At 72.6% G+C, this 20,254-nt stretch carries 15 protein-coding genes; 9 read left to right on the plus strand and 6 right to left on the minus strand.

What is annotated here, in order from left to right:
* Positions 1-56 precede the first annotated feature (56 nt).
* On the minus strand, positions 57-419 hold the full coding sequence (locus ACWEQO_RS01165) for a chorismate mutase (protein ID WP_361450709.1): 363 nt from the start codon (positions 417-419) through the stop codon (positions 57-59).
* A 156-nt stretch (positions 420-575) separates the two neighbouring features.
* On the opposite strand from ACWEQO_RS01165, the gene ACWEQO_RS01170 reads away from it, so the two are divergent.
* The 3 genes from ACWEQO_RS01170 to ACWEQO_RS01180 all read left to right on the plus strand — a co-directional run bounded on the left by ACWEQO_RS01170 (position 576) and on the right by ACWEQO_RS01180 (position 3,445).
* Complete coding sequence (locus ACWEQO_RS01170; protein ID WP_452977551.1) at positions 576-1,475, plus strand: hypothetical protein; 900 nt, start codon at positions 576-578, stop codon at positions 1,473-1,475.
* Between the two features lie 138 nt (positions 1,476-1,613).
* Positions 1,614-2,543, plus strand: coding sequence for a rhomboid family intramembrane serine protease (locus ACWEQO_RS01175; RefSeq protein ID WP_361450703.1), 930 nt, complete (start codon positions 1,614-1,616; stop codon positions 2,541-2,543).
* 53 nt (positions 2,544-2,596) lie between these two features.
* The gene (locus ACWEQO_RS01180; RefSeq protein WP_452978441.1) at positions 2,597-3,445 is read left to right on the plus strand and encodes a chitosanase; all 849 of its coding nucleotides are present in this window, start codon (positions 2,597-2,599) and stop codon (positions 3,443-3,445) included.
* Positions 3,446-3,600: 155 nt separating this feature from the next.
* On the opposite strand, the gene ACWEQO_RS01185 is transcribed toward ACWEQO_RS01180, so the two are convergent.
* The 3 genes from ACWEQO_RS01185 to ACWEQO_RS01195 all read right to left on the minus strand — a co-directional run bounded on the left by ACWEQO_RS01185 (position 3,601) and on the right by ACWEQO_RS01195 (position 10,880).
* Complete coding sequence (locus tag ACWEQO_RS01185) at positions 3,601-5,064, minus strand: glutamate synthase subunit beta (RefSeq protein ID WP_361450700.1); 1,464 nt, start codon at positions 5,062-5,064, stop codon at positions 3,601-3,603.
* Entirely contained in the window at positions 5,057-9,661 is a 4,605-nt protein-coding gene (gltB, locus tag ACWEQO_RS01190) for a glutamate synthase large subunit (protein WP_452977555.1), read from the minus strand. Before gltB ends, ACWEQO_RS01185 begins: the two co-directional genes overlap by 8 nt.
* A gap of 487 nt (positions 9,662-10,148) precedes the next feature.
* A complete protein-coding gene (locus ACWEQO_RS01195; protein ID WP_361450694.1) occupies positions 10,149-10,880 on the minus strand; it encodes a VIT1/CCC1 transporter family protein in 732 nt (243 codons plus the stop codon).
* A 281-nt stretch (positions 10,881-11,161) separates the two neighbouring features.
* Between ACWEQO_RS01195 and ACWEQO_RS01200 the strand changes: the two genes are divergently transcribed.
* The 6 genes from ACWEQO_RS01200 to ACWEQO_RS01225 are packed head-to-tail and all read left to right on the plus strand — an operon-like array spanning position 11,162 to position 18,229.
* Positions 11,162-12,199 carry an ADP-ribosylglycohydrolase family protein gene (locus tag ACWEQO_RS01200; protein ID WP_452977558.1) on the plus strand — a complete coding sequence of 346 codons (1,038 nt, stop codon included), beginning with the start codon at positions 11,162-11,164 and terminating at the stop codon, positions 12,197-12,199.
* Entirely contained in the window at positions 12,196-13,515 is a 1,320-nt protein-coding gene (locus tag ACWEQO_RS01205; protein WP_452977561.1) for an ADP-ribosylglycohydrolase family protein, read from the plus strand. The genes ACWEQO_RS01200 and ACWEQO_RS01205 overlap by 4 nt, the downstream gene beginning before the upstream one ends.
* A 7-nt stretch (positions 13,516-13,522) precedes the next feature.
* Positions 13,523-14,704, plus strand: coding sequence for an ADP-ribosylglycohydrolase family protein (locus ACWEQO_RS01210; RefSeq protein ID WP_361450685.1), 1,182 nt, complete (start codon positions 13,523-13,525; stop codon positions 14,702-14,704).
* Complete coding sequence (locus ACWEQO_RS01215; protein ID WP_361450682.1) at positions 14,692-16,164, plus strand: ADP-ribosylglycohydrolase family protein; 1,473 nt, start codon at positions 14,692-14,694, stop codon at positions 16,162-16,164. The genes ACWEQO_RS01210 and ACWEQO_RS01215 overlap by 13 nt, the downstream gene beginning before the upstream one ends.
* Positions 16,161-17,369: a CaiB/BaiF CoA transferase family protein gene (locus ACWEQO_RS01220; RefSeq protein ID WP_361450679.1), complete on the plus strand. Its 1,209-nt coding sequence runs from the start codon at positions 16,161-16,163 to the stop codon at positions 17,367-17,369. Before ACWEQO_RS01215 ends, ACWEQO_RS01220 begins: the two co-directional genes overlap by 4 nt.
* Positions 17,366-18,229, plus strand: a complete 864-nt coding sequence (locus tag ACWEQO_RS01225; protein WP_361450676.1) for an HpcH/HpaI aldolase/citrate lyase family protein — start codon at positions 17,366-17,368, stop codon at positions 18,227-18,229. The genes ACWEQO_RS01220 and ACWEQO_RS01225 overlap by 4 nt, the downstream gene beginning before the upstream one ends.
* 85 nt (positions 18,230-18,314) lie before the next feature.
* Here ACWEQO_RS01225 and lgt read toward each other — a convergent pair whose 3' ends face one another.
* Positions 18,315-19,382 (minus strand): prolipoprotein diacylglyceryl transferase, encoded by a 1,068-nt coding sequence (gene lgt, locus ACWEQO_RS01230; protein ID WP_452977567.1) that lies wholly within the window; start codon positions 19,380-19,382, stop codon positions 18,315-18,317.
* 77 nt (positions 19,383-19,459) lie between these two features.
* Positions 19,460-20,239 (minus strand): DsbA family protein, encoded by a 780-nt coding sequence (locus ACWEQO_RS01235; RefSeq protein WP_361450670.1) that lies wholly within the window; start codon positions 20,237-20,239, stop codon positions 19,460-19,462.
* Positions 20,240-20,254 lie beyond the last annotated feature (15 nt).

Genomic DNA, 20,254 nt, shown 5'->3' on the forward strand with positions numbered 1-20,254 from the left:
TATGTCCGGGGTTGTCGGGGCTCTCCGGTGTGCGCCTCTGCGGGTTTTCGGGGGTGTCAGTCGGTGGTGGGGGTGGAGTCGCCGGGGGTGTTCCTGGTGGTGGTGTCGGCGATGTGTTCGTGGTGGCGGATGACCTCGGCGATGATGAAGTTGAGGAATTTCTCGGCGAAGGCCGGGTCGAGCTTGGCGTTCTCGGCGAGGGTGCGCAGTCGGGTGATCTGCCGGCTTTCGCGGGCGGGGTCGGCGGGTGGCAGGTGGTGGTGGGCTTTGAGGCGGCCGACCTGCTGGGTGCATTTGAAGCGTTCGGCGAGCATGTGGACGACGGCGGCGTCGATGTTGTCGATGCTCTCGCGCAACCGGGTGAGTTCCTCGCGGACGGCGGGGTCGATGTCTCCGGTACCGGTGTTGCTGGTGGTCATGGGGTGGGAGCCTACGGGGCGGTGGCGGGTGGGGGGTGGGGTGTTCGGGGTGTGGACGGTCGGGGTCGGCCGGGCAGGGGCGGGTGTCGGGGCGGGGGCGGTTGTCGGGGCGGGGTCGTAGGGTGGAACCGGTTTCTGGCGTCTTGGGGGTGAGGCGTGGCGAACGGCGGTCCGGTGGAGCACGGTTTTCCGCATCTGGAGACGGTGCGGTCGGCTGTCACGGCGGTGTACCGGCGTCTGTCGTACGACACGGTGCGGTCGTTCTCGACCAGTGTGGCTCCGGTGGATGTGGCGTTCGGCGATCTGGATGATCTTCATCTGGGGGCGCAGCGGGTGGCGCGGGAGCTGGTGCGGCACTATCGGTTGCCGGATGCGCGGTTGATCGTCGGTTTCCGTGAGATGCGGCATGCGGCGAATGTCGAGCTTGCGGCCGGTCCGGAGTATTTCGTGGAGCTGAATGACCGGTTCCGGACGCATCGGCGGGATGTCGGGGCGGCGCTGGCGCATGAGGTGATGCATGTGTATCTGCATCGCCTGGGGTTGTCGTTCCCCGGTACGCGGGACAACGAGATCCTGACGGACACGGCGGCGACGTATCTGGGGGCGGGGTGGCTGCTGCTGGACGCGTTCCGGGAGGACGGGATGTCGTCGCAGAAGCTGGGGTATCTCACGCCGGAGGAGTTCGGGTATGTGCTGGCGAAGCGGTCGCTGGTGTTCGGTGAGGATCCGTCGGTGTGGTTCACCAGTGCGCAGGCTTATGCGGCGTATGTGAAGGGGATGGAGTTGGCGCGGCGGGACGGGCGGCAGCCGCCGTTGGCGGCGGCCGGCTGGGTGGGGCGCCGGCGGTACGCGCGGGACCGGCGGCAGGCTCTTGTGGGGGTCGCGTCGGTTCCGGGGGGTGTGCCGTACAGCTTCACGTCCGGTGGTGGCGGTGAGGGGGCGTTGCGGGTGTCGTTTCCGTGTCCGACCTGTCATCAGCGGATCAGGGTCGCGGTGCGGGGGTGGGTGCGGGTGCGGTGCGGGTTGTGCCGGACGGTGCTGGAGTGCGACACGTAGGCACGTAGGGGGTGGGCCGTGGTGTGCGGGCCGGGTGCTTCGACCCCTCTTCCGCCCGACTGCAACGGTGTTCGATACTTTCTGTGCGCCGCCGTCCTCGCCGGCTCTTCCGTCCCGTCCCCCGCAAGGAGCCGGCTCGTGGATTCCGAGTCCACCGTCACCACCTGTTACCGCCATCCCAAGGTGGAGTGCCACGTCAGCTGTGTGCGCTGTGAGCGGTACATCTGTCCGGACTGCATGCGGGAGGCGGCCGTGGGCCACCAGTGTCCCGAGTGCGTGAAGGAGGGCGTGCGGTCGATGCGGCAGGCCCGCACGGTGGTGGGCGGCCGGGTCTCGGCGGTGCCGGTGGTGACGTACGCGCTGATCGTCGTCAATGTGCTGGCCTATCTGGCGGAGGTGGCGCTGCCGGAGGTGGTGGACCGGTTCGCGATGCTGGGTGCGGGGCTGGTCGGGCCGGACGGCGGGCACTATGTGTGGGTCGGGGGCGGGTCCTTCGGGGCCTTCCGTCCGGAGGGGGTGGTGGGCGGGGAGTGGTACCGGTTGCTGACCGGTGCGTTCCTGCATCTGCCGCCGACCGGGGGGACGTTCGGCATCCTGCACATCGTGATGAACATGGTGGTGCTGTGGAACCTGGGCCGGGCCGTCGAGCCGATGCTGGGCCGCGTCCACCATCTCGTGCTGTATCTGCTGTCGGCGCTGGGCGGTTCGGTGCTGGTCCTGCTGCTCGCGCCGCAGGACGTGGTGGTCGGGGCGTCCGGGGCGATCTTCGGGCTGGGGGCCGCGTACTACGTGGTGGCCCGTCGGATCGGTGCCGACATGGGCGCGGTCAACCGGTTCATGGCGGGGCTGCTGCTGTGGCTGGTGGTCTCCGCGGTGTTCACGTCGTGGGAGGGGCACCTGGGCGGGCTGCTGGCGGGCGGTGCGGTGGCGGCGGCCTTCGCGTACGCGCCCAGGGGCAGGCACCGGGTGTGGGTGCAGGCGGGGGCGTGTCTGGGGCTGTTCGCGCTGTTGGTCGTCCTGGCGGCGGTCAAGGTGGCGGATCTGACCGGTGGGGGTGTTTTCCGGTGAGGCGTCCGGCGCTGCTGATCGCGGCCGTGCCGGTGGTGGCGACGGCCGTGTACATGGTGATTCCCGGAGGGTCGGACGGTGCGGCCGCCGGTCGCGGTCCGGCCGTGTCCGCTTCGCCGAACGCGCGCGAGCGGGCCGAGGAGCGTGCCGGGTCGCAGTCGGCCGAGGACGACGCGCTGGTGGCGAGCCGGCCGCCGGGTCTGGCCGATCCGGCGAAGAAGGAGCTCGCCCAGCAGCTCGTGGCGAGCGCCGAGAACTCGACGCTGCGCTGGCGTGAGACCTACGGCGCCATCGAGGACGGCGGGGACGGTGTCGGCTACACGGCCGGCATCATCGGTTTCACCACCGGCACCCACGACCTGCTCGCCCTCGTGGAGGGCTACACGAGGGACCACCCGGACAACGGGCTGGCGGAGTTCCTGCCCGCGCTGCGTGCGGTGGACGGCACGGACTCGCACGAGGGCCTGGATCCGGGCTTCCCCGAGGCCTGGCGGGCGGAGTCGGAGAAGCCCGCCTTCCGCGCGGCCCAGGAGGCCGAGCGCGACCGGGTCTACTTCGATCCGGCGGTGCGCATGGCCAAGCTGGACGGTCTCGGCACGCTCGGCCAGTTCGTGTATTACGACGCGATGGTCCGGCGTGGTCCCGACACCGGCCCCGAGGGCTTCTACGGCCTGCGGGAGCGGGCCATGCGCAAGGCGGAGACGCCGGGGCGGGGCGGCGACGAGGAAACGTTTCTGGAGGCGTTCCTCGAGGTGCGCCGTGCGGCCGTGCTCACGCGGAAGCCGGGCGCCGACACGTCCCGGTTGGACACGGTTCAGCGCCGGTTCCTGCGGGAGGGGAACCTGGAGCTGGCGACGCCGCTGACCTGGCGGGTGAACGGGATCACCTTCCGGGTTCCCTGAGGGGATGCGGCGGCGCCTGCCCGGTTTCGTCCGGTCGGGGACGGCAGGCAGGCGCCACCTGGTGTTCCGTACGCCGTTGTACGGGACCTCTGTGGGGGACCGTCAGGTCCCTCGTGCGGTGTGCCCGCCCGCCGGGTGGCGGGCGGGGCGGGCCGTCACACCGCCAGTGAGCGGTCGGTGGGACGGATCGGTGCGGGCAGGTCGCTCGCGCCGGTGAGGTGACGGTCGCAGCCGCGTGCGGCGGACCGGCCCTCGGCGATCGCCCACACGATGAGCGACTGGCCGCGGCCGGCGTCACCGGCGACGAAGACACCCGGCACACTGGTCTGGAAATCGGCGTCGCGGGCGATGTTACCGCGTTCGTCGAGCTCCAGGCCGAACTGTTCGACGAGGCCGTTGTCCCGGTCGGTGCCGGTGAAGCCCATGGCGAGGGTGACCAGCTGGGCCGGGATCGCCCGCTCGGTGCCGGGCTTGGGGGTGGGCCTGCCGTCGGCGAGTTCGACCTCGGTCAGGTGCAGCCACTGCACGTTGCCGTCGGCGTCGCCCTCGAAGTGGGTGGTGGAGACGGAGTAGACCCGTTCGCCGCCCTCCTCGTGCGCGGAGGTGACCTTGTAGAGCAGGGGGAAGGTCGGCCACGGCTGGGAGAGTGGGTTCCGCTCCTCGCCCGGGCGGGGCATGATCTCCAGCTGGGTGACGGAGGCGGCCCCCTGGCGGTGGGCGGTGCCCACGCAGTCGGCGCCGGTGTCGCCGCCGCCGATGACGACGACGTGCTTGCCCTCGGCGGAGATCGGCGGGGCGACGTAGTCGCCCTCCTGCACCTTGTTGGCCAGCGGCAGGTATTCCATGGCCTGGTGGATGCCACCCAGTTCACGGCCCGGTACCGGCAGGTCGCGCGGGGTGGTCGCGCCGACGGCGAGGACGACGGCGTCGTACCGCTTGCGCAGTGCGGTGGCCGGCATGTCGCGGCCGATCTCGATGCCGGTGCGGAACTTGGTGCCCTCCGCGCGCATCTGCTCGATACGGCGGTTGATGTGCCGCTTCTCCATCTTGAACTCGGGGATGCCGTAGCGCAGGAGGCCGCCGATGCGGTCGGCCCGTTCGTACACGGCGACGGTGTGGCCGGCCCGGGTCAGCTGCTGGGCGGCGGCCAGGCCGGCGGGGCCGGAACCGACGACCGCGACGGTCCTGCCGGAGTGGCGTTCGGGGATGCGCGGGGCGACGTCACCGGTCTCCCACGCCTTGTCGATGATCGAGACCTCTACGTTCTTGATGGTGACGGGCGGCTGGCTGATGCCCAGGACGCACGCCGATTCGCACGGGGCGGGGCACAGTCGGCCGGTGAACTCCGGGAAGTTGTTGGTGGCGTGCAGGCGTTCGGAGGCCGCCTGCCAGTCTCCGCGGTGGGCGTAGTCGTTCCACTCGGGGATGAGGTTGCCCAGCGGGCAGCCGTTGTGGCAGAACGGGATGCCGCAGTCCATGCAGCGGCCGGCCTGCTTGCCGATGATCGGCAGCAGGGAGCCGGGGACGTGGACCTCGTTCCAGTCCTTGACGCGTTCGGTGACCGGGCGGGAGGCGGCGACCTCGCGCCCGTGCTTCAGGAAGCCCTTCGGGTCAGCCATGGGTCGCCGCCTCCATCATCTTCCGGTGGGTGTCGGACTCGGAGAGTCCGGCTCGCTCGGCGGCGTCCTTGGCGGCGAGCACTGCCTGGTACGTACGGGGGATGATCTTGCTGAAGCGCTCGGCCGCGGTGTCCCATTCGGCGAGCAGCCTGGCGGCGACGGTGGAGCCCGTCTCCTCCTGGTGCCGGCGCACCACGTCGTGCAGCCAGGCGCGGTCGGTGTCGTCGGGTTCGTGGACGGCGTCCAGGTTGCCGGCGTTGACGTTGTCCCGGTCGAGGTCGATGACGTAGGCGACGCCGCCGGACATGCCGGCCGCGAAGTTGCGGCCGGTCCCGCCGAGGACGACCGCGTGGCCTCCGGTCATGTACTCGCAGCCGTGGTCGCCCACGCCCTCGGAGACGACCAGTGCTCCGGAGTTGCGCACGCAGAACCGTTCGCCGACCTTGCCGCGCAGGAACATCTCGCCGCCGGTGGCGCCGTAGGCGAGGGTGTTGCCGGCGATGACGCTGTACTCGGCGAGGTGGTCGGCGCCGCGGTCGGGGCGGACGACGATGCGGCCGCCGGAGAGGCCCTTGCCGACGTAGTCGTTGGCGTCGCCCTCCAGGCGCAGGGTGATGCCGCGGGGGACGAAGGCGCCGAAGGACTGGCCGGCGGAGCCGGTGAAGGTGATGTCGATGGTGTCGTCGGGCAGGCCGGCGCCGCCGAACTTCTTCGTCACCTCGTGGCCGAGCATGGTGCCGACGGTGCGGTTGATGTTGCGGATGGCGACCTGGGCGCGGACCGGCTGGGCGTCCACGGCGCCGTCGGCGGCGAGCGCGTCGGCGGCGAGCTTGATCAGCTCGTTGTCGAGGGCCTTCGCCAGTCCGTGGTCCTGGGGGACGGCCTGGTGGCGGACGGCGCCGTCGGGCAGGTCCGGGACGTGGAGCAGCGGGGCCAGTTCCAGGCCCTGCGCCTTCCAGTGGTCGACGGCGCGGGTCACGTCGAGGACCTCGGCGTGGCCGACGGCTTCCTCCAGGGAGCGGAAGCCGAGTCCGGCGAGGAGTTCGCGGACCTCTTCGGCGATGAACCGGAAGAAGTTCACGACGTGCTCGGCCTGGCCGGCGAACCGCTCGCGCAGGACCGGGTTCTGGGTGGCGATGCCGACGGGGCAGGTGTCCAGGTGGCAGACGCGCATCATGACGCAGCCGGAGACGACCAGGGGTGCGGTGGCGAAGCCGAACTCCTCGGCGCCGAGGAGGGCGGCGACGACGACGTCGCGGCCGGTCTTGAGCTGACCGTCGGTCTGGACGACGATCCGGTCGCGCAGGCCGTTGAGCAGGAGGGTCTGCTGGGTCTCGGCGAGGCCGAGCTCCCAGGGGCCGCCGGCGTGCTTGAGCGAGGTCAGCGGGGAGGCGCCGGTGCCGCCGTCGTGACCGGAGATGAGCACGACGTCGGCGTGGGCCTTGGAGACGCCCGCGGCGACGGTGCCGACGCCGACCTCGGAGACCAGCTTGACGTGGATGCGTGCCTCGGGGTTGGCGTTCTTCAGGTCGTGGATGAGCTGGGCGAGGTCCTCGATGGAGTAGATGTCGTGGTGCGGCGGCGGGGAGATGAGGCCCACGCCGGGTGTCGAGTGACGCGTCCTGGCGATCCACGGGTAGACCTTGGGGCCGGGCAGCTGGCCGCCCTCGCCGGGCTTGGCGCCCTGGGCCATCTTGATCTGGATGTCGTCGGCGTTGACCAGGTACTCGGAGGTCACGCCGAAGCGGCCGGAGGCGACCTGCTTGATGGAGGAGCGGCGGGCCGGGTCGTACAGGCGCTCGGGGTCCTCGCCGCCCTCGCCGGTGTTGGACTTGCCGCCGAGCCGGTTCATGGCGATGGCGAGGGTCTCGTGCGCCTCCTGGGAGATGGAGCCGTACGACATGGCGCCGGTGGAGAACCGCTTGACGATCTCGGAGACCGGCTCGACCTCGTCGAGGGGGACGGGCGCCCGGTCGGGCTTGAAGCCGAACAGGCCGCGCAGTGTCATCAGGCGTTCGGACTGCTCGTCGACGCGGTCGGTGTACTGCTTGAAGACGTCGTAGCGGCCGGAGCGCGTGGAGTGCTGGAGGCGGAAGACGGTCTCCGGGTCGAACAGGTGCGGTTCGCCCTCGCGGCGCCACTGGTACTCACCGCCGATGTCGAGGGCGCGGTGGGCGGGGGCGATGCCGGAGGCGGGGTACGCCTTGGCGTGGCGGGCGGCGACCTCGCGGGCGACGACGTCGATGCCGATGCCGCCGATCTTGGTGGCGGTGCCGTGGAAGTACTTCTCGACGAACCGCTCGTCGAGGCCGACGGCTTCGAAGACCTGGGCGCCGCGGTAGGAGGCGACGGTGGAGATGCCCATCTTGGACATGACCTTCAGGACGCCCTTGCCGAGGGCGTGGATGAGGTTGCGGATGGCCTTCTCGGGCTCGATGCCGGACAGGAAGGTGCCCGCGCGGACGAGGTCCTCGACGGACTCCATCGCCAGGTAGGGGTTGACGGCGGCGGCGCCGAAGCCGATGAGGAGGGCCACGTGGTGGACCTCGCGGACGTCTCCGGCCTCGACGAGGAGGCCCACCCGGGTGCGCTGCCTGGTGCGGATGAGGTGGTGGTGGACGGCCGCGGTGAGCAGCAGCGACGGGATCGGCGCGTGCTCGGCGTCGGAGTGCCGGTCGGACAGGACGATCAGGCGGGCGCCGTTGCCGATGGCGGCGTCGGCCTCGGCGCAGATCTCCTCGATGCGGGCGGCGAGGGTGTCGCCGCCGCCGGAGACCCGGTAGAGGCCGGAGAGGGTGGCGGCCTTGAAGCCGGGCAGGTCGCCGTCGGCGTTGACGTGGATGAGCTTGGCCAGCTCGTCGTTGTCGATGACCGGGAAGGGCAGGACCACGGAGCGGCAGGAGGCGGCCGTCGGCTCGAGCAGGTTGCCCTGGGGGCCCAGGGAGCTGCGCAGGGAGGTGACCAGTTCTTCGCGGATCGCGTCCAGCGGCGGGTTGGTGACCTGCGCGAACAGCTGGGTGAAGTAGTCGAAGAGCAGCCGGGGGCGCTCGGAGAGCGCGGCGATCGGGGAGTCGGTGCCCATGGAGCCGATCGGTTCGGCTCCGGTCCTGGCCATCGGGGTGAGCAGGACGCGCAGTTCCTCCTCGGTGTAGCCGAAGGTCTGCTGGCGCCGGGTGACCGAGGCGTGGGTGTGCACGATGTGCTCGCGCTCGGGCAGGTCGGACAGTTCGATCTCGCCGGCTTCCAGCCACTGGGCGTAGGGGTGTTCGCCGGCGAGGGCGGTCTTGATCTCGTCGTCCTCGATGATGCGGTGCTCGGCGGTGTCCACCAGGAACATGCGGCCGGGCTGCAGGCGGCCCTTGCGGACGACCTTCGCCGGGTCGATGTCGAGGACGCCGACCTCGGAGCCGAGGACGACCAGGCCGTCGTCGGTGACCCAGTAGCGGCCGGGGCGCAGGCCGTTGCGGTCGAGTACGGCGCCGACCTGGGTGCCGTCGGTGAAGGTGACGCAGGCGGGGCCGTCCCAGGGCTCCATCATCGTGGAGTGGTACTGGTAGAAGGCGCGCCGGGCCGCGTCCTTGGAGTTCATCGACGTGTGGTTCTCCCAGGCTTCCGGGATCATCATCAGCACGGAGTGCGGCAGTGAGCGCCCGCCGAGGTGCAGCAGTTCGAGGACCTCGTCGAAGGAGGCGGAGTCGGAGGCGTCGGGGGTGCACACCGGGAAGACGCGCTCGAGGTCCTTCTCGGGACCGAACAGGTCGGAGACCAGCTGGGACTCCCGGGCGCGCATCCAGTTGCGGTTGCCCTTGACGGTGTTGATCTCGCCGTTGTGGGCGACGAAGCGGTAGGGGTGCGCGAGCGGCCACGACGGGAAGGTGTTCGTGGAGAACCGGGAGTGCACGAGCGCGATCGCGGAGCCGAAGCGGCGGTCCGACAGGTCCGGGAAGAAGGGCTCCAGCTGGCCGGTGGTGAGCATGCCCTTGTAGACGATGGTCCGCGCGGACAGCGACGGGAAGTAGACGTCGGCCTCGCGCTCGGCGCGCTTGCGCAGTGCGAAGGCCCTGCGGTCGAGGTCGATGCCGGTCGAGGTGTGGTCCGTGACGAAGATCTGGCGGAAGGCGGGCATCGTGGAGCGGGCGGTGGCGCCGAGCAGTTCGGGTGCGACGGGCACCTCGCGCCAGCCGAGGACGGTCAGGCCCTCGTCGCGGGCGAGCTCCTCGATGCGGGCGGCGGCCTCGTCGGCCCCGTCGAGGGGGAGGAAGGCGGTGCCGACGGCGTAGGCGCCGGCCTCGGGCAGTTCGAATCCGGCCACCTCGCGGAAGAAGGCGTCCGGGACCTGGGAGAGGATGCCCGCGCCGTCGCCGGAGTCGGGCTCGGAGCCGGTGGCGCCGCGGTGCTCCAGGTTGCGCAGGACGGTGAGTGCCTGCTCCACCAGGGTGTGGGAGGCCTCTCCGGTGAGGGTGGCGACGAAGCCCACGCCGCAGGCGTCGTGCTCCTCGCGGGGGTCGTACAGGCCCTGGGGGGCGGGGCGGGCGTCCATGGAGGACCGGTTCTGGCCTTGCGCGGGATGCTGGCACGGCTGACGCGGCATACGCATCGGCTCTCCTCGTCGTCGTCATGTGGCGTGCGGCGTGTGCCGAGGGACGACGCTGGCCCTCTGCGTGACTGCGAAATTTCGTGCAGATTACACGATCACCGGGGTCCCGAAAAGGGGGATATTTCGGCCCGTTGTGCGGACACCTCGCAGGTCACGGCGGGGTTCCGTACCTGGTGGCGGAGGCTGGGGGGACCGGGGCGGGCAGATCGGTGCCTGCCGGTCCGAAGGCGAGAAGAGGGCGGCTTCGCCTCTCCTCGCACGTGTGGCACGAGCTTCGTTGCCCGCAGCGCTTTCCGCTCATGCCCCGTCGTCACACGGTCGAAACCAACGAGTAACGGCTACTTGCGCGCTCCGCCGCGCGAAAGCGGAGCCGGATCGCCGGACGGCCCGGTCGGACCACGCGAGCGGCGTGGTCCGACCGGGCCGTCCGGACCGTCCGGGCCGGGTCATCCGCACTGGATCGTCCGTCCGAACCGTCCGGGCCGGGTCATCCGATGGCGGTTCCGAACAGCGCGCCCAGGGCGTAGGTCACGCCGGCCGCCGCGCCGCCGAGGGCGAGCTGCCGCAGCCCGCTGAACCACCAGGTCCGCGCGGTCACCTTGGCCACCAGCGCGCCGCACAGGAAGAGTCCCAGCAGGGCCACCAGCACGGCCGGCCACAGGCTGCTCGCGCCGAGCAGATAGGGCAGTACGGGCAGCAGTGCGCCCAGCGCGAAGGCGCCGAAGCTGGAGAAGGCGGCCACGGTGGGCGAGGGCAGCTCGCCGGGGTCGATGCCCAGCTCCTCGCGGGCGTGGATCTCCAGCGCCTGCTCGGGGTCCTTCGACAGCTGCCGGGCCACCTCGCGGGCGAGTTCCGGATCGACACCGCGGGACTCGTAGAGGCCGGCGAGTTCGGCCTCCTCGTCCTCGGGGTGCTTGCGCAGTTCACGCCGTTCGACGTCCAGTTCGGCCTCGACGAGGTCGCGCTGGGAGGCGACGGAGGTGTACTCGCCGGCGGCCATGGAGAAGGCGCCGGCCGCCAGACCCGCGAGGCCGGTGATGACGATGGTCTGCTGACCGACCGAGCCGCCGGCGACGCCGGTGATCAGCGCGAGGTTGGAGACCAGTCCGTCCATCGCGCCGAACACGGCGGGGCGCAGCCAGCCTCCGTTCACATCGCGGTGGGTGTGGTTGTCGCGGTGCGCCTCGTGCAGCGTCGCCTCGGTCTCGATGAGCGCCATACGGTCCCCCAGGGAGTTCACACGCGTCTGCGAACAGACGCAACTTTAGACATGTTCTACTTTTTTACAACGCTCAAGATACTCCCCTTGATTCCCCTCCGCCAGCAAGGAAAGGCTGGGCTAACCTGCGGTTTTGCGCATGACGCAGGTCTGTGCGGAGGACCGGTCGGATGCCGACCGGGTGACGCTGAGGCGTGTGAGGCTGCGCCGGACACCTCACCGGGGACAGTTCCGCAAAGGGCTCCGCGCCTCTCGGGGCGCCCCTGAGAGGAGAGCCGTGTATGGCATCGATCGCCTGCATCCCCTCCGCCCCGGCGCACGAGGACTCCGCCGGACTCCGCGAGCGGGCCCGCGGCGCGCTGCTCGGCCTGGCCGTCGGCGACGCGCTGGGCGCCCCGGCCGAGAACATGCGGCCCTCCGAGATCCGCGCCCGGTGGGGCCGTATCACCGGGTACGTCGCGGAGCACCCCGCGGGCACCGACGACACCGAATACGCGATCCTCACCGGCCTGCTGCTGGCCCGGCACGGCTCCGCGCTCACTCCGGAGCAGGTGGAGACGGCCTGGCACGAGTGGATCGCGGACCGCTGCGAGGGGTCCTTCCGCGGCGCGGGCTTCAGCGAACGCGGCACCCTGGAGAACCTCCGCCGGGGACTGGCCGCCCCCCTCTCCGCCCAGCACCGCCACCCCTGGAGCGACGGGCTGGCGATGCGGGCGGCGCCGCACGGCGTCTTCGCGGCCGGCCGTCCCGCCGAGGCGGCCCGGCTGGCGGCCGTCGACGGCTCGGTCAGCCACGACGGCGAGGGCATCTACGGCGGCCAGGCGGTCGCGGCGGGCGTGGCCGCGGCGATGGCGGGAGCACCGGCGGTCACCGTCGTCGCCTCCGCCCTGGCCCTGGTGCCGGAGGACTCCTGGACCGCCCGTTCCCTGCGCCGCGCCGTCACCGCCGCCCACCTGGGCGAACGCGCGGTCCGCTCCGCCGTCGTGGTCGGCGGCTACCCCTGGACCGATCTGGCCCCCGAAGCCGTCGCCCTCGCCTTCGGCGCGTACGCGGCGGCGGACGGCGACTTCGAACAAGCGGTGCTGACGGCCGTCAACATGGGCCGCGACGCCGACACCACGGCGGCCGTGGCGGGCGCCCTCGCGGGGGCGACCCGGGGCGTTCACGCGATCCCGGAGGCCTGGGCCGCGGCCATCGGCCCGGCCCGCGGCAGCTGTCTGCCCGCGATGGCGGGCCACCACGTCCTGGACATCGCGGACCTGCTCACGGCAGGCGCTTTCGTCCTGGCAGCGGACACCGAAACGGAGGCCCCGACATGACCCCGCCCCCCGCCCCGGCTCCGTCCACCGTCACCACCCCGGCCCCACCCGCAGCCACAGTCGCAGCGCCGTCCTCGGCCGTCGAGGGGAAGGGAGCCTCCCAGGAGCCGCCCGCCTCCGGCCGCGGGACCCGCCCGCGCGAAGCGGGCGGGGAGCACCGGACCGAAGGCGGGACCGAGGCCGTACCCCCCGCCCCGCCGCCGCGGGCCCGCATCGAGGGCCTGCTGCTCGGCCTCGCCGCCGGTGACGCCGCCGGCTGGCCCGCCGCACGGCACCGGGCCGCCCGGATGCCCGAGTGGACCCGGCGGCTCACCCGGGAGCTGGACGTCTTCGCCGAACAGAACGCGACCACCACCCTCCCCGTACCGATCGCCCTCAACCAGCCCCCGGAGCCCCTGCGGCTCGGCCCCTCCGACGACGCCGAGTGGGCGGCGTTCGCGGCCGAGGCGGTCCTGCTGGCCGGCCGCGACAGCGTCCTGGGGGACCTGAGCCGGGAACGCCGCACCCGGGCCGCCATCGACCTGACCTGGAGCGTCGCGGCCGGTGAGGTCGCCGCGGCGGCCGCCCGCGCCCCCGAGATCGAGTCGGCCGTGCTCCCCCTGCGCGCCCGTATCTCCGTACGGGCCGGGCTCGGCAACCTCGCCACCGGTCTGCGACCGCCCGCCACCGGCCACGACAACCCGCACTACTTCGACGACGCGGCCTGCGTACGGGCCTGCGTCCTGGCCGTCGCCCAGGCGGGGGACCCCGCACGCGCCGCGGCGCTCGCCGAGTTCGACGCCCGCTACACCCAGGACGGCGACGGGGTGCACGGCGCCCGCGCGATGGCCGCCGCCGTCGCCCTCGCGCTGGCCGGAGCGGATGTGGCGGCCTGTGTGGCCGCCGCGCTCGCCGAGCTGCCCGAGGAGACGGAGATCGGCCGCAACGCCCGGCACGCCCTGCGGCTCGCCGAGGACAACGACGGCGCCTTCGCCCTCGTACCGCTCCTGGAGCACCAGATCGTCGACCACGTCTACAGCTACGGTGTCGCCGCCGCCGAGACCGTCCCCGTAGCCCTGGCCCTGGCCACCGCCGCCCGCGGCCGGATCGCGGAGGCGGTACCCGCCGCGGCCTGCCTGTCCCGGGTCGCGGACTCCGCCCCCGCCCTCGTGGGCGCCCTGACCGGCACGCTGGGCGGCAGCTCGGCGATCCCCGGGTCGTGGCGGGAGAGCTGCCGCACCCTCTCCGGCTGCGCGCTCCCCCGGTTCACCGGCACCGACCTGGTGGAACTCGCCGGACTCCTGGAAGCCGCGCAACCACCCCCGCCAGGGGGATGATTCGGACATGACGCTCACAGAGGACGACAAGCGGGGCCGCGGTGTGCCCCTGGACGAGCGGATCACCGGCGCGCTGGTGGGAGCCGCCGTCGGCGACGCGCTCGGCGGCCCCGTCGAGGGGTACTCCCCCGAGCAGATCGCCGAACGCCACGGTGGCCGGGTCCACGGTGTCGTCGGTCCCTGGAACGGCGACGCCTGGCGCACCGCCCGGCCCATCGCCCCGTACCACAAGGGCGACGGACACGTCACCGACGACACCCTCATGACGCACGCCCTGGTCCGGGTGTACACGCGGGTCCGGGACCATCTGGACGCCCATGCCGTCGCCGACCACCTGGTGCCGGACCTGATGGGCACCCCGCGCTGGATCCCGGAACTGGAGGCGGAGGCGCTCCCGCTGCAGCGGATCTTCCTCGCGGAGAAGTGGCTGGTGGCCCGGATCCACTACGGCCACGTCGACCCGCGCGAGGCGGGCTCCGGCAACATCGTCAACTGCGGTGCCGCGATGTACATGGCCCCCGTCGGCCTGGTCAACGCGGCCAATCCGGCGGGCGCGTACGCCGAGGCGCTGGACGTCGCGGGGGCCCACCAGTGGTCGTACGGCCGGGAGGCGGCGGGGGTGCTCGCCGCGGCCGTGGCGGCGGCGTGCGCGCCGGGGGCGAGTGCGGACTCGGTCGTCGACGCGTGCCTGTCACTGGCGAAGGACGGCACCCGCGAGGCGATCGAACGGGTCTGCGAGGAGGCGTCCCGGCACCCGGACTTCGAGTCCGCGCTGCGCCCGCTGCGGGAGGCGGTGGCCCCCTACGACACCGTGGGCCCCGACTACCGCTCCCCCTCGCTGGGCGCCCGCCGGCCGTCCCGGCTGCACTCCGTCGAGGAACTCCCCGTCGCGCTGGGCATGGTGGTGGTGGCCCGCGGCGACTTCCGGCAGGCGGTGCTGGGCGCGGTGAACTACGGCCGGGACTGCGACTCCATCGCCACGATGGCCGGGGCGGTGACCGGCGCCCTCGGCTCACCGGTCCCCGAGGACTGGGCGAAGACCGTGGCGGACGCCAGCCGTCTCGACCTCTGGGCGCCCGCGGCCGCGCTGACCGCGGTGACCTGCGAGGTCTTCGCACGCGACGTCTCCCGGCGGCGGGCCCACGAACAGGCGTTCGCCGAGTTGGGAGGCCCGGCGTGCTCCGACTGACCTGGGTCCAGCCGGAGGACCTGATCGGCCACGAGCTGCGCCAGGCGGCCCAGGACGGCAGGGCGCCCTCGGCCGTCGCGGCCCGCTGGCGCGCGGCGGGCGGCCCCGAGGCCCCGCTCCGCGCCGGCGCCTCCCCGCGCCCGGCGTCCCGCTACCTCAGGCTGCTGGCCGGGGACCTCCTGGACGAACTGGCCGACCTGCCCAGCGGCCTGGCGGACGACGAGCCGACGGACCTCGCCGCGATCAAGTCCCTGTGCCCCGACTGGCCCTCCCCCGCCGCCTCCGGTCCGCCGGTCCCCGGCCACGCCGACGCGGACCGCACCGACGCAAACCGCACCGACGCGGACCACCGCCGTACCGACCGCCTCGAAGCCGCCTGGCTCGGCCGGGCCGTCGGCTGCCTGCTCGGCAAGCCCGTGGAGAAGCTCCCCCTCGACGGCATCCGCCGGCTCGCCCGCGCCACCGGGAACTGGCCCCTGAACGGCTACTTCACCGCCCGCGGGGTCCCCGCGGAACTGGCCGCCCGGTACCCCTGGAACCGTCGCTCCGCGGCCACGTCCCTCGCCGAGAACATCGACGGCATGCCCGAGGACGACGACCTCGACTACCCCCTCCTCAACCTGCTGCTGCTCCAGCGGTACGGCAGGGGCTTCACCACCGCGGACGTGGCCCGGCTGTGGCTGGACGAACTCCCGGCGGGCCGCGCCTTCACCGCCGAACGCGTCGCCTACCGCAACCTCCTGAGCGGTCTGGAGCCCCCGCGCACCGCCCGGCACCGCAATCCCTTCCGCGAGTGGATCGGCGCCCTGATCCGCGCCGACCTGCACGGCTGGACCAACCCGGGAAACCCGGCGGGCGCGGCGGAACAGGCCCATCGCGACGCGATCCTCAGCCACACCGCCAACGGCGTCTACGCCGCGATGTTCGCCGCGGCCGCCATCGCCACCGCCGCCGCGGACCCGGGCGCCGACAGCGGCAGCGGCAGCGGCGACGCCACCGGCGGCGGCAACAGCGGTCAGGACGTCCACGCCTGTCTGCGGGCCGGTCTCGCCGTCGTACCGCCCCGCTCCCGGCTCGCCCGCGCCGTGCGCCACGCCGTGCGACTGGCGCACGAGCACGACGACTTCGCAGACGTCGTCGACGCGATCCACGCCCGGCACGCGGACGCCCACTGGGTGCACGCCGTGCCCAACACCGCGCTGATCGCCGCCGCCCTCACCCACGCGGACGGCGACTTCACCGGCGCGATCTGCCGCGCCGTCTCCGGTGGCCTCGACACCGACTCGACCGGTGCGACCGTCGGCGGCATCGCCGCCCTCCTCGCCGGCTCCCCCACCGCGCTCCCCGAACGCTGGACGGCCCCGCTGAAGAACCGGCTGGCCACCTCCGTCGGCGCCTTCGACGGCATCGGCTTCGACACCCTGGCCCGGCTGACCCGTCTGGAGGCCTCCCGCCCATGACCCGGCCCACCGCCCCCGCCGCCCCTCCGCTGACCGGCCTGCGCGTCCTGGACCTCGCCACCCTCTTCGCCGGGCCCCTCGCCGCGACCCTGCTCGGCGACTTCGGCGCCGAGGTCGTCAAGGTCGAGCACCCGCGGAAACCGGACCCCTCCCGCGGCCACGGACCGTCGAAGGACGGCGTGGGGCTGTGGTGGAAGATGCTCGGCCGCAACAAACGGACCATCACCCTCGACCTGTCCACGCCCGGCGGCCGGACGACCCTGCTGCGCCTCGCCGGGACAGCCGACGTGATCATCGAGAACTTCCGGCCGGGCACCCTGGAGAAGTGGGACCTGGGCTGGCCCGAACTGTCGGCCGCCAACCCCCGGCTGGTCCTGGCCCGCGTCACCGGCTTCGGCCAGTTCGGCCCGTACGCCCACCGTCCCGGCTTCGGCACCCTCGCCGAGGCGATGAGCGGCTTCGCCGCCATCACCGGTGAACCGGACGCACCCCCGACGCTGCCGCCGTTCGGGCTGGCCGACTCCATCGCGGGGCTGACCACGGCGTACGCGGTGCTGACCGCGCTCGCCGGGCGCGAACACACCGGCGAGGGCCAGGTCGTCGACATGGCCCTCATCGAACCGATCCTCACCGCGCTCGGCCCGCAGCCGACCTGGTACGACCAGCTGGGCCACGTCCAGCCCCGCACCGGGAACCGCTCCCAGAACAACGCCCCGCGCGGCACCTACCGCACCGCCGACGACACCTGGGTCGCCGTCTCCACCTCGGCCCAGTCGGTCGCCGAGCGGGTGATGCGGCTGGTGGGACGGCCCGAACTGATCGACGAACCGTGGTTCGCCACCGGCGCCGGCCGGGCCCGGCACGCGGACACCCTGGACGAGGCCGTGGGCGGATGGATCGCCCGCCGCACCCGCACCGACGTGCTCGCGGCCTTCGAGAAGGCCGAAGCCGCGGTGGCCCCCGTCCAGGACGTACGGGACGTGATGACCGACCCGCAGTACCAGGCCCTGGACACCATCACCACGGTCGACGATCCGGAGCTGGGCCCGCTGCGCATGCAGAACGTCCTCTTCCGGCTCTCCCGCACCCCCGGCGCGATCCGCTGGGCGGGCCGGCCGCACGGCGCGGACACCGACGAGGTCCTGACCGAACTGGGGCTCACCCCGGCCGAGCTGACGGCGCTGCGCGCGGAGGGCGCCCTGTGACGAGGGCGGCGGAGGCCGTGCCCGGGACGACGGAAAAGGCCCCGCTGACCTGGCTCTACGCCCCCGGCGACCGGCCACGGGTGGTGGCGAAGGCCCTCGGCTGCGGAGCCGACGTGGTGGTGATCGACCTGGAGGACGCGGTCGCCCCCGACCGCAAGGAGTACGCCCGGGCCGCCACCGCCGAGCTGCTGCGCGACCCTCAGCCGCTCCCGGTCCACGTCCGCGTCAACGCCCTGACCGGTCCCTGGGGCGAGGCCGACCTCGCCGCCGTCGCCCCGGCCCCGGGCCTGACCGGGCTTCGGCTGCCCAAGGTGTCCTCCCCCGCCGACGTCGTGGGGGCCGCGCAGCGGGCCGTCTCCGCCCGCGGCGGCGCACTCCCCCTGTACGCGCTGCTGGAGACGGCGCTCGGCATCGAACGGGCGCACGCCGTGGCCACCGCCCACCCGTCCCTGCGCGGCATCTCGATCGGCGAGGCGGACCTGCGGGCCGACCTGGGCGTACGGGACGATGCGGGCCTCGACTGGTCCCGCTCCCGGGTGGTGGTCGCCGCGCGGGCGGCGGGTCTGGCCCCGCCGACCCAGTCCGTCCACCCGGACACCCGTGACCTGGAGGGCCTCCTCGCCTCCTGCGTCCGCGGCCGCGACCTGGGCTTCCTGGGGCGCGCCGCCATCCATCCCCGGCAGCTGCCGGTCATCGAGCGCGCCTATCTGCCGACGGAGCAGGAGGTCGAGCAGGCGGAGCGGATCGTCAAGGCGGCGGCCGGCGAACGGGGCGCCCAGGCACTTCCCGACGGCTGCTTCATCGACGCGGCGGTGGTGGCGGCCGCCCGGTGCGTCCTGTCCCTGGCCCGCCGGGTCTGAGGGCCGCAGACGCCGTGGGGCGTCCGGGAGGTCCCGGACGCCCCACGGCGTCGTCGTCGCAGAAGGCCGTCAAGCCCTCGGACCGTCAGCTCTTCTTCGCCGACCCGGCCCCGTCCTTGGAGCGGGCGTCCCCGGAATCCGCCTCGGCGCCCTCCTCGGCCTCGGCGTCTTCCTTGCCCTTGGCGGTCTTGGCGGTCTTTATGGTCTTGGCGGTCTTGGCTGATTCCTCGGCCTTGGTCTCTTCGCCCGCCTCGGTGGCCTCCGTCGGCTCGGCGTCGTCCGTCGCCTCCGGGAAGTCCGTCTTGTCCTGCTCGCCCGTCCCGCCGGAGGCGTCGGCCGCGCCCGGTTCCACCACGTCCTCGCGTCCCGGCCGCTTCTTCGCCGACACCACGATGTAGACCACCGCGAGCACGAAGACGATCATCGCGGTCCAGTTGTTCAGCCGCAGGCCCAGGATGTCGTGGGCCTCGTCGACGCGCATGTACTCGATCCAGAACCGGCCCGCGCAGTACGCCGCGACGTACAGCGCGAACGCCCGCCCGTGTCCGAGCTTGAAGCGACGGTCCGCCCAGATGACCAGCAGGGCGACACCGACGCACCACAGCGACTCGTACAGGAACGTCGGGTGGTAGTACCCCGGTACCCGGCCGCCCTCCGTGGACGTGATGTGCAGGGCCCAGGGAAGATCCGTCTCCCGCCCGTAGAGCTCCTGGTTGAACCAGTTGCCCCAGCGTCCGATCGCCTGCGCCAGCGCCAGCCCGGGAGCCACGGCGTCGGCGTACGGCGGCAGGGCGATGCCCCGGCGTCGGCAGCCGATCCAGGCGCCCAGGGCACCCAGGGCGACGGCTCCCCAGATGCCCAGGCCGCCTTCCCAGATCTTGAAGGCGTCGACCCAGTCGCGGCCCTCGCCGAAGTAGAGCTGGTAATCGGTGATGACGTGGTAGAGGCGACCACCGACCAGACCGAACGGGATGGCCCAGAACGCGATGTCCCAGGCGGTGCCCTTCTGACCGCCGCGGGCCACCCACCGGCGGTCGACGATCCAGAGGGCGACGAAGAGGCCGACGAGGATGCTGAAGGCATAGCCGCGCAGCGGGATGGGGCCCAGGTACAGCACCCCGCTCGACGGGCTGGGAATGTAGGCAAGTTCCATGGCAGGGTCGACGCTACCGTGCCGGACCGGTCCCACGTCGGGTGGCCCGGCTACGGCTCCATAACGGGAGGGCGCGCCTACTGTTCCCGATTGGCCTTCTGGACCATCTCCTTCAGCTTCGCCGGCGTCATCGTCCGGTCCTGGTAGATGTTCTTGTCACCGAGCAGGACGGTCGGGGTGCCCGGGAAACGGCCCTTCTGGAAGGCCTCCTGGGACTTTCCGACCCAGCTGTTGTGCGTGCCGTCCTCCACGCAGCTGCGGAAGGCGGGCGTGTCGAGACCGTCCACCTTGCCCGCCAGCTCGATGAGCTTGCCCTTGTCGGCGAAGGCGTCGTCCGTCTCCTGGGGCTGGTTGTCGAACAGCACGTCGTGGTACTCGGTGAACTTGCCGGCGTCCTGGGCGCAGGCGGCCGCGTTGGCGGAGTTGCGGGAGCCGGTGCCGCCCATGTTGCCGTCGATGAGCGTGACCAGGTGGTACTCGATCTTGAGCTGGCCGGACTCGGTCAGCTCGTGCAGGGTCGGGCGGTACGCCAGCTCGAAGGACTTGCAGGCGGGGCAGCGGAAGTCCTCCCACACGGTGAGCGTGGACTTGGCGTTCTCCTTGCCGACCGGGATGGCGAGGCCGTCCTTGCCGAGGGCACCCGAGGGCGCCACCACCGGGCCGGCCTCCTTGCTTCCCTCGTCCTTTCCGGCGTTGGCCGCGACCACTCCGATCACTGCCGCGAGCGCCAGGACACAGACCACGCCCGCACCCACGATCAGGGTGCGGCGGCGCCTGTCCGCCGTCTTCTGCTTCTCGCGCTCGACCGCCAGCCGCTCCCGGGCGGTGCGCTTTCCCTCACGATTCTTCTCGCTCACACCCCGCAGAACGAA

The organism is Streptomyces sp. NPDC004051 (assembly GCF_053604275.1).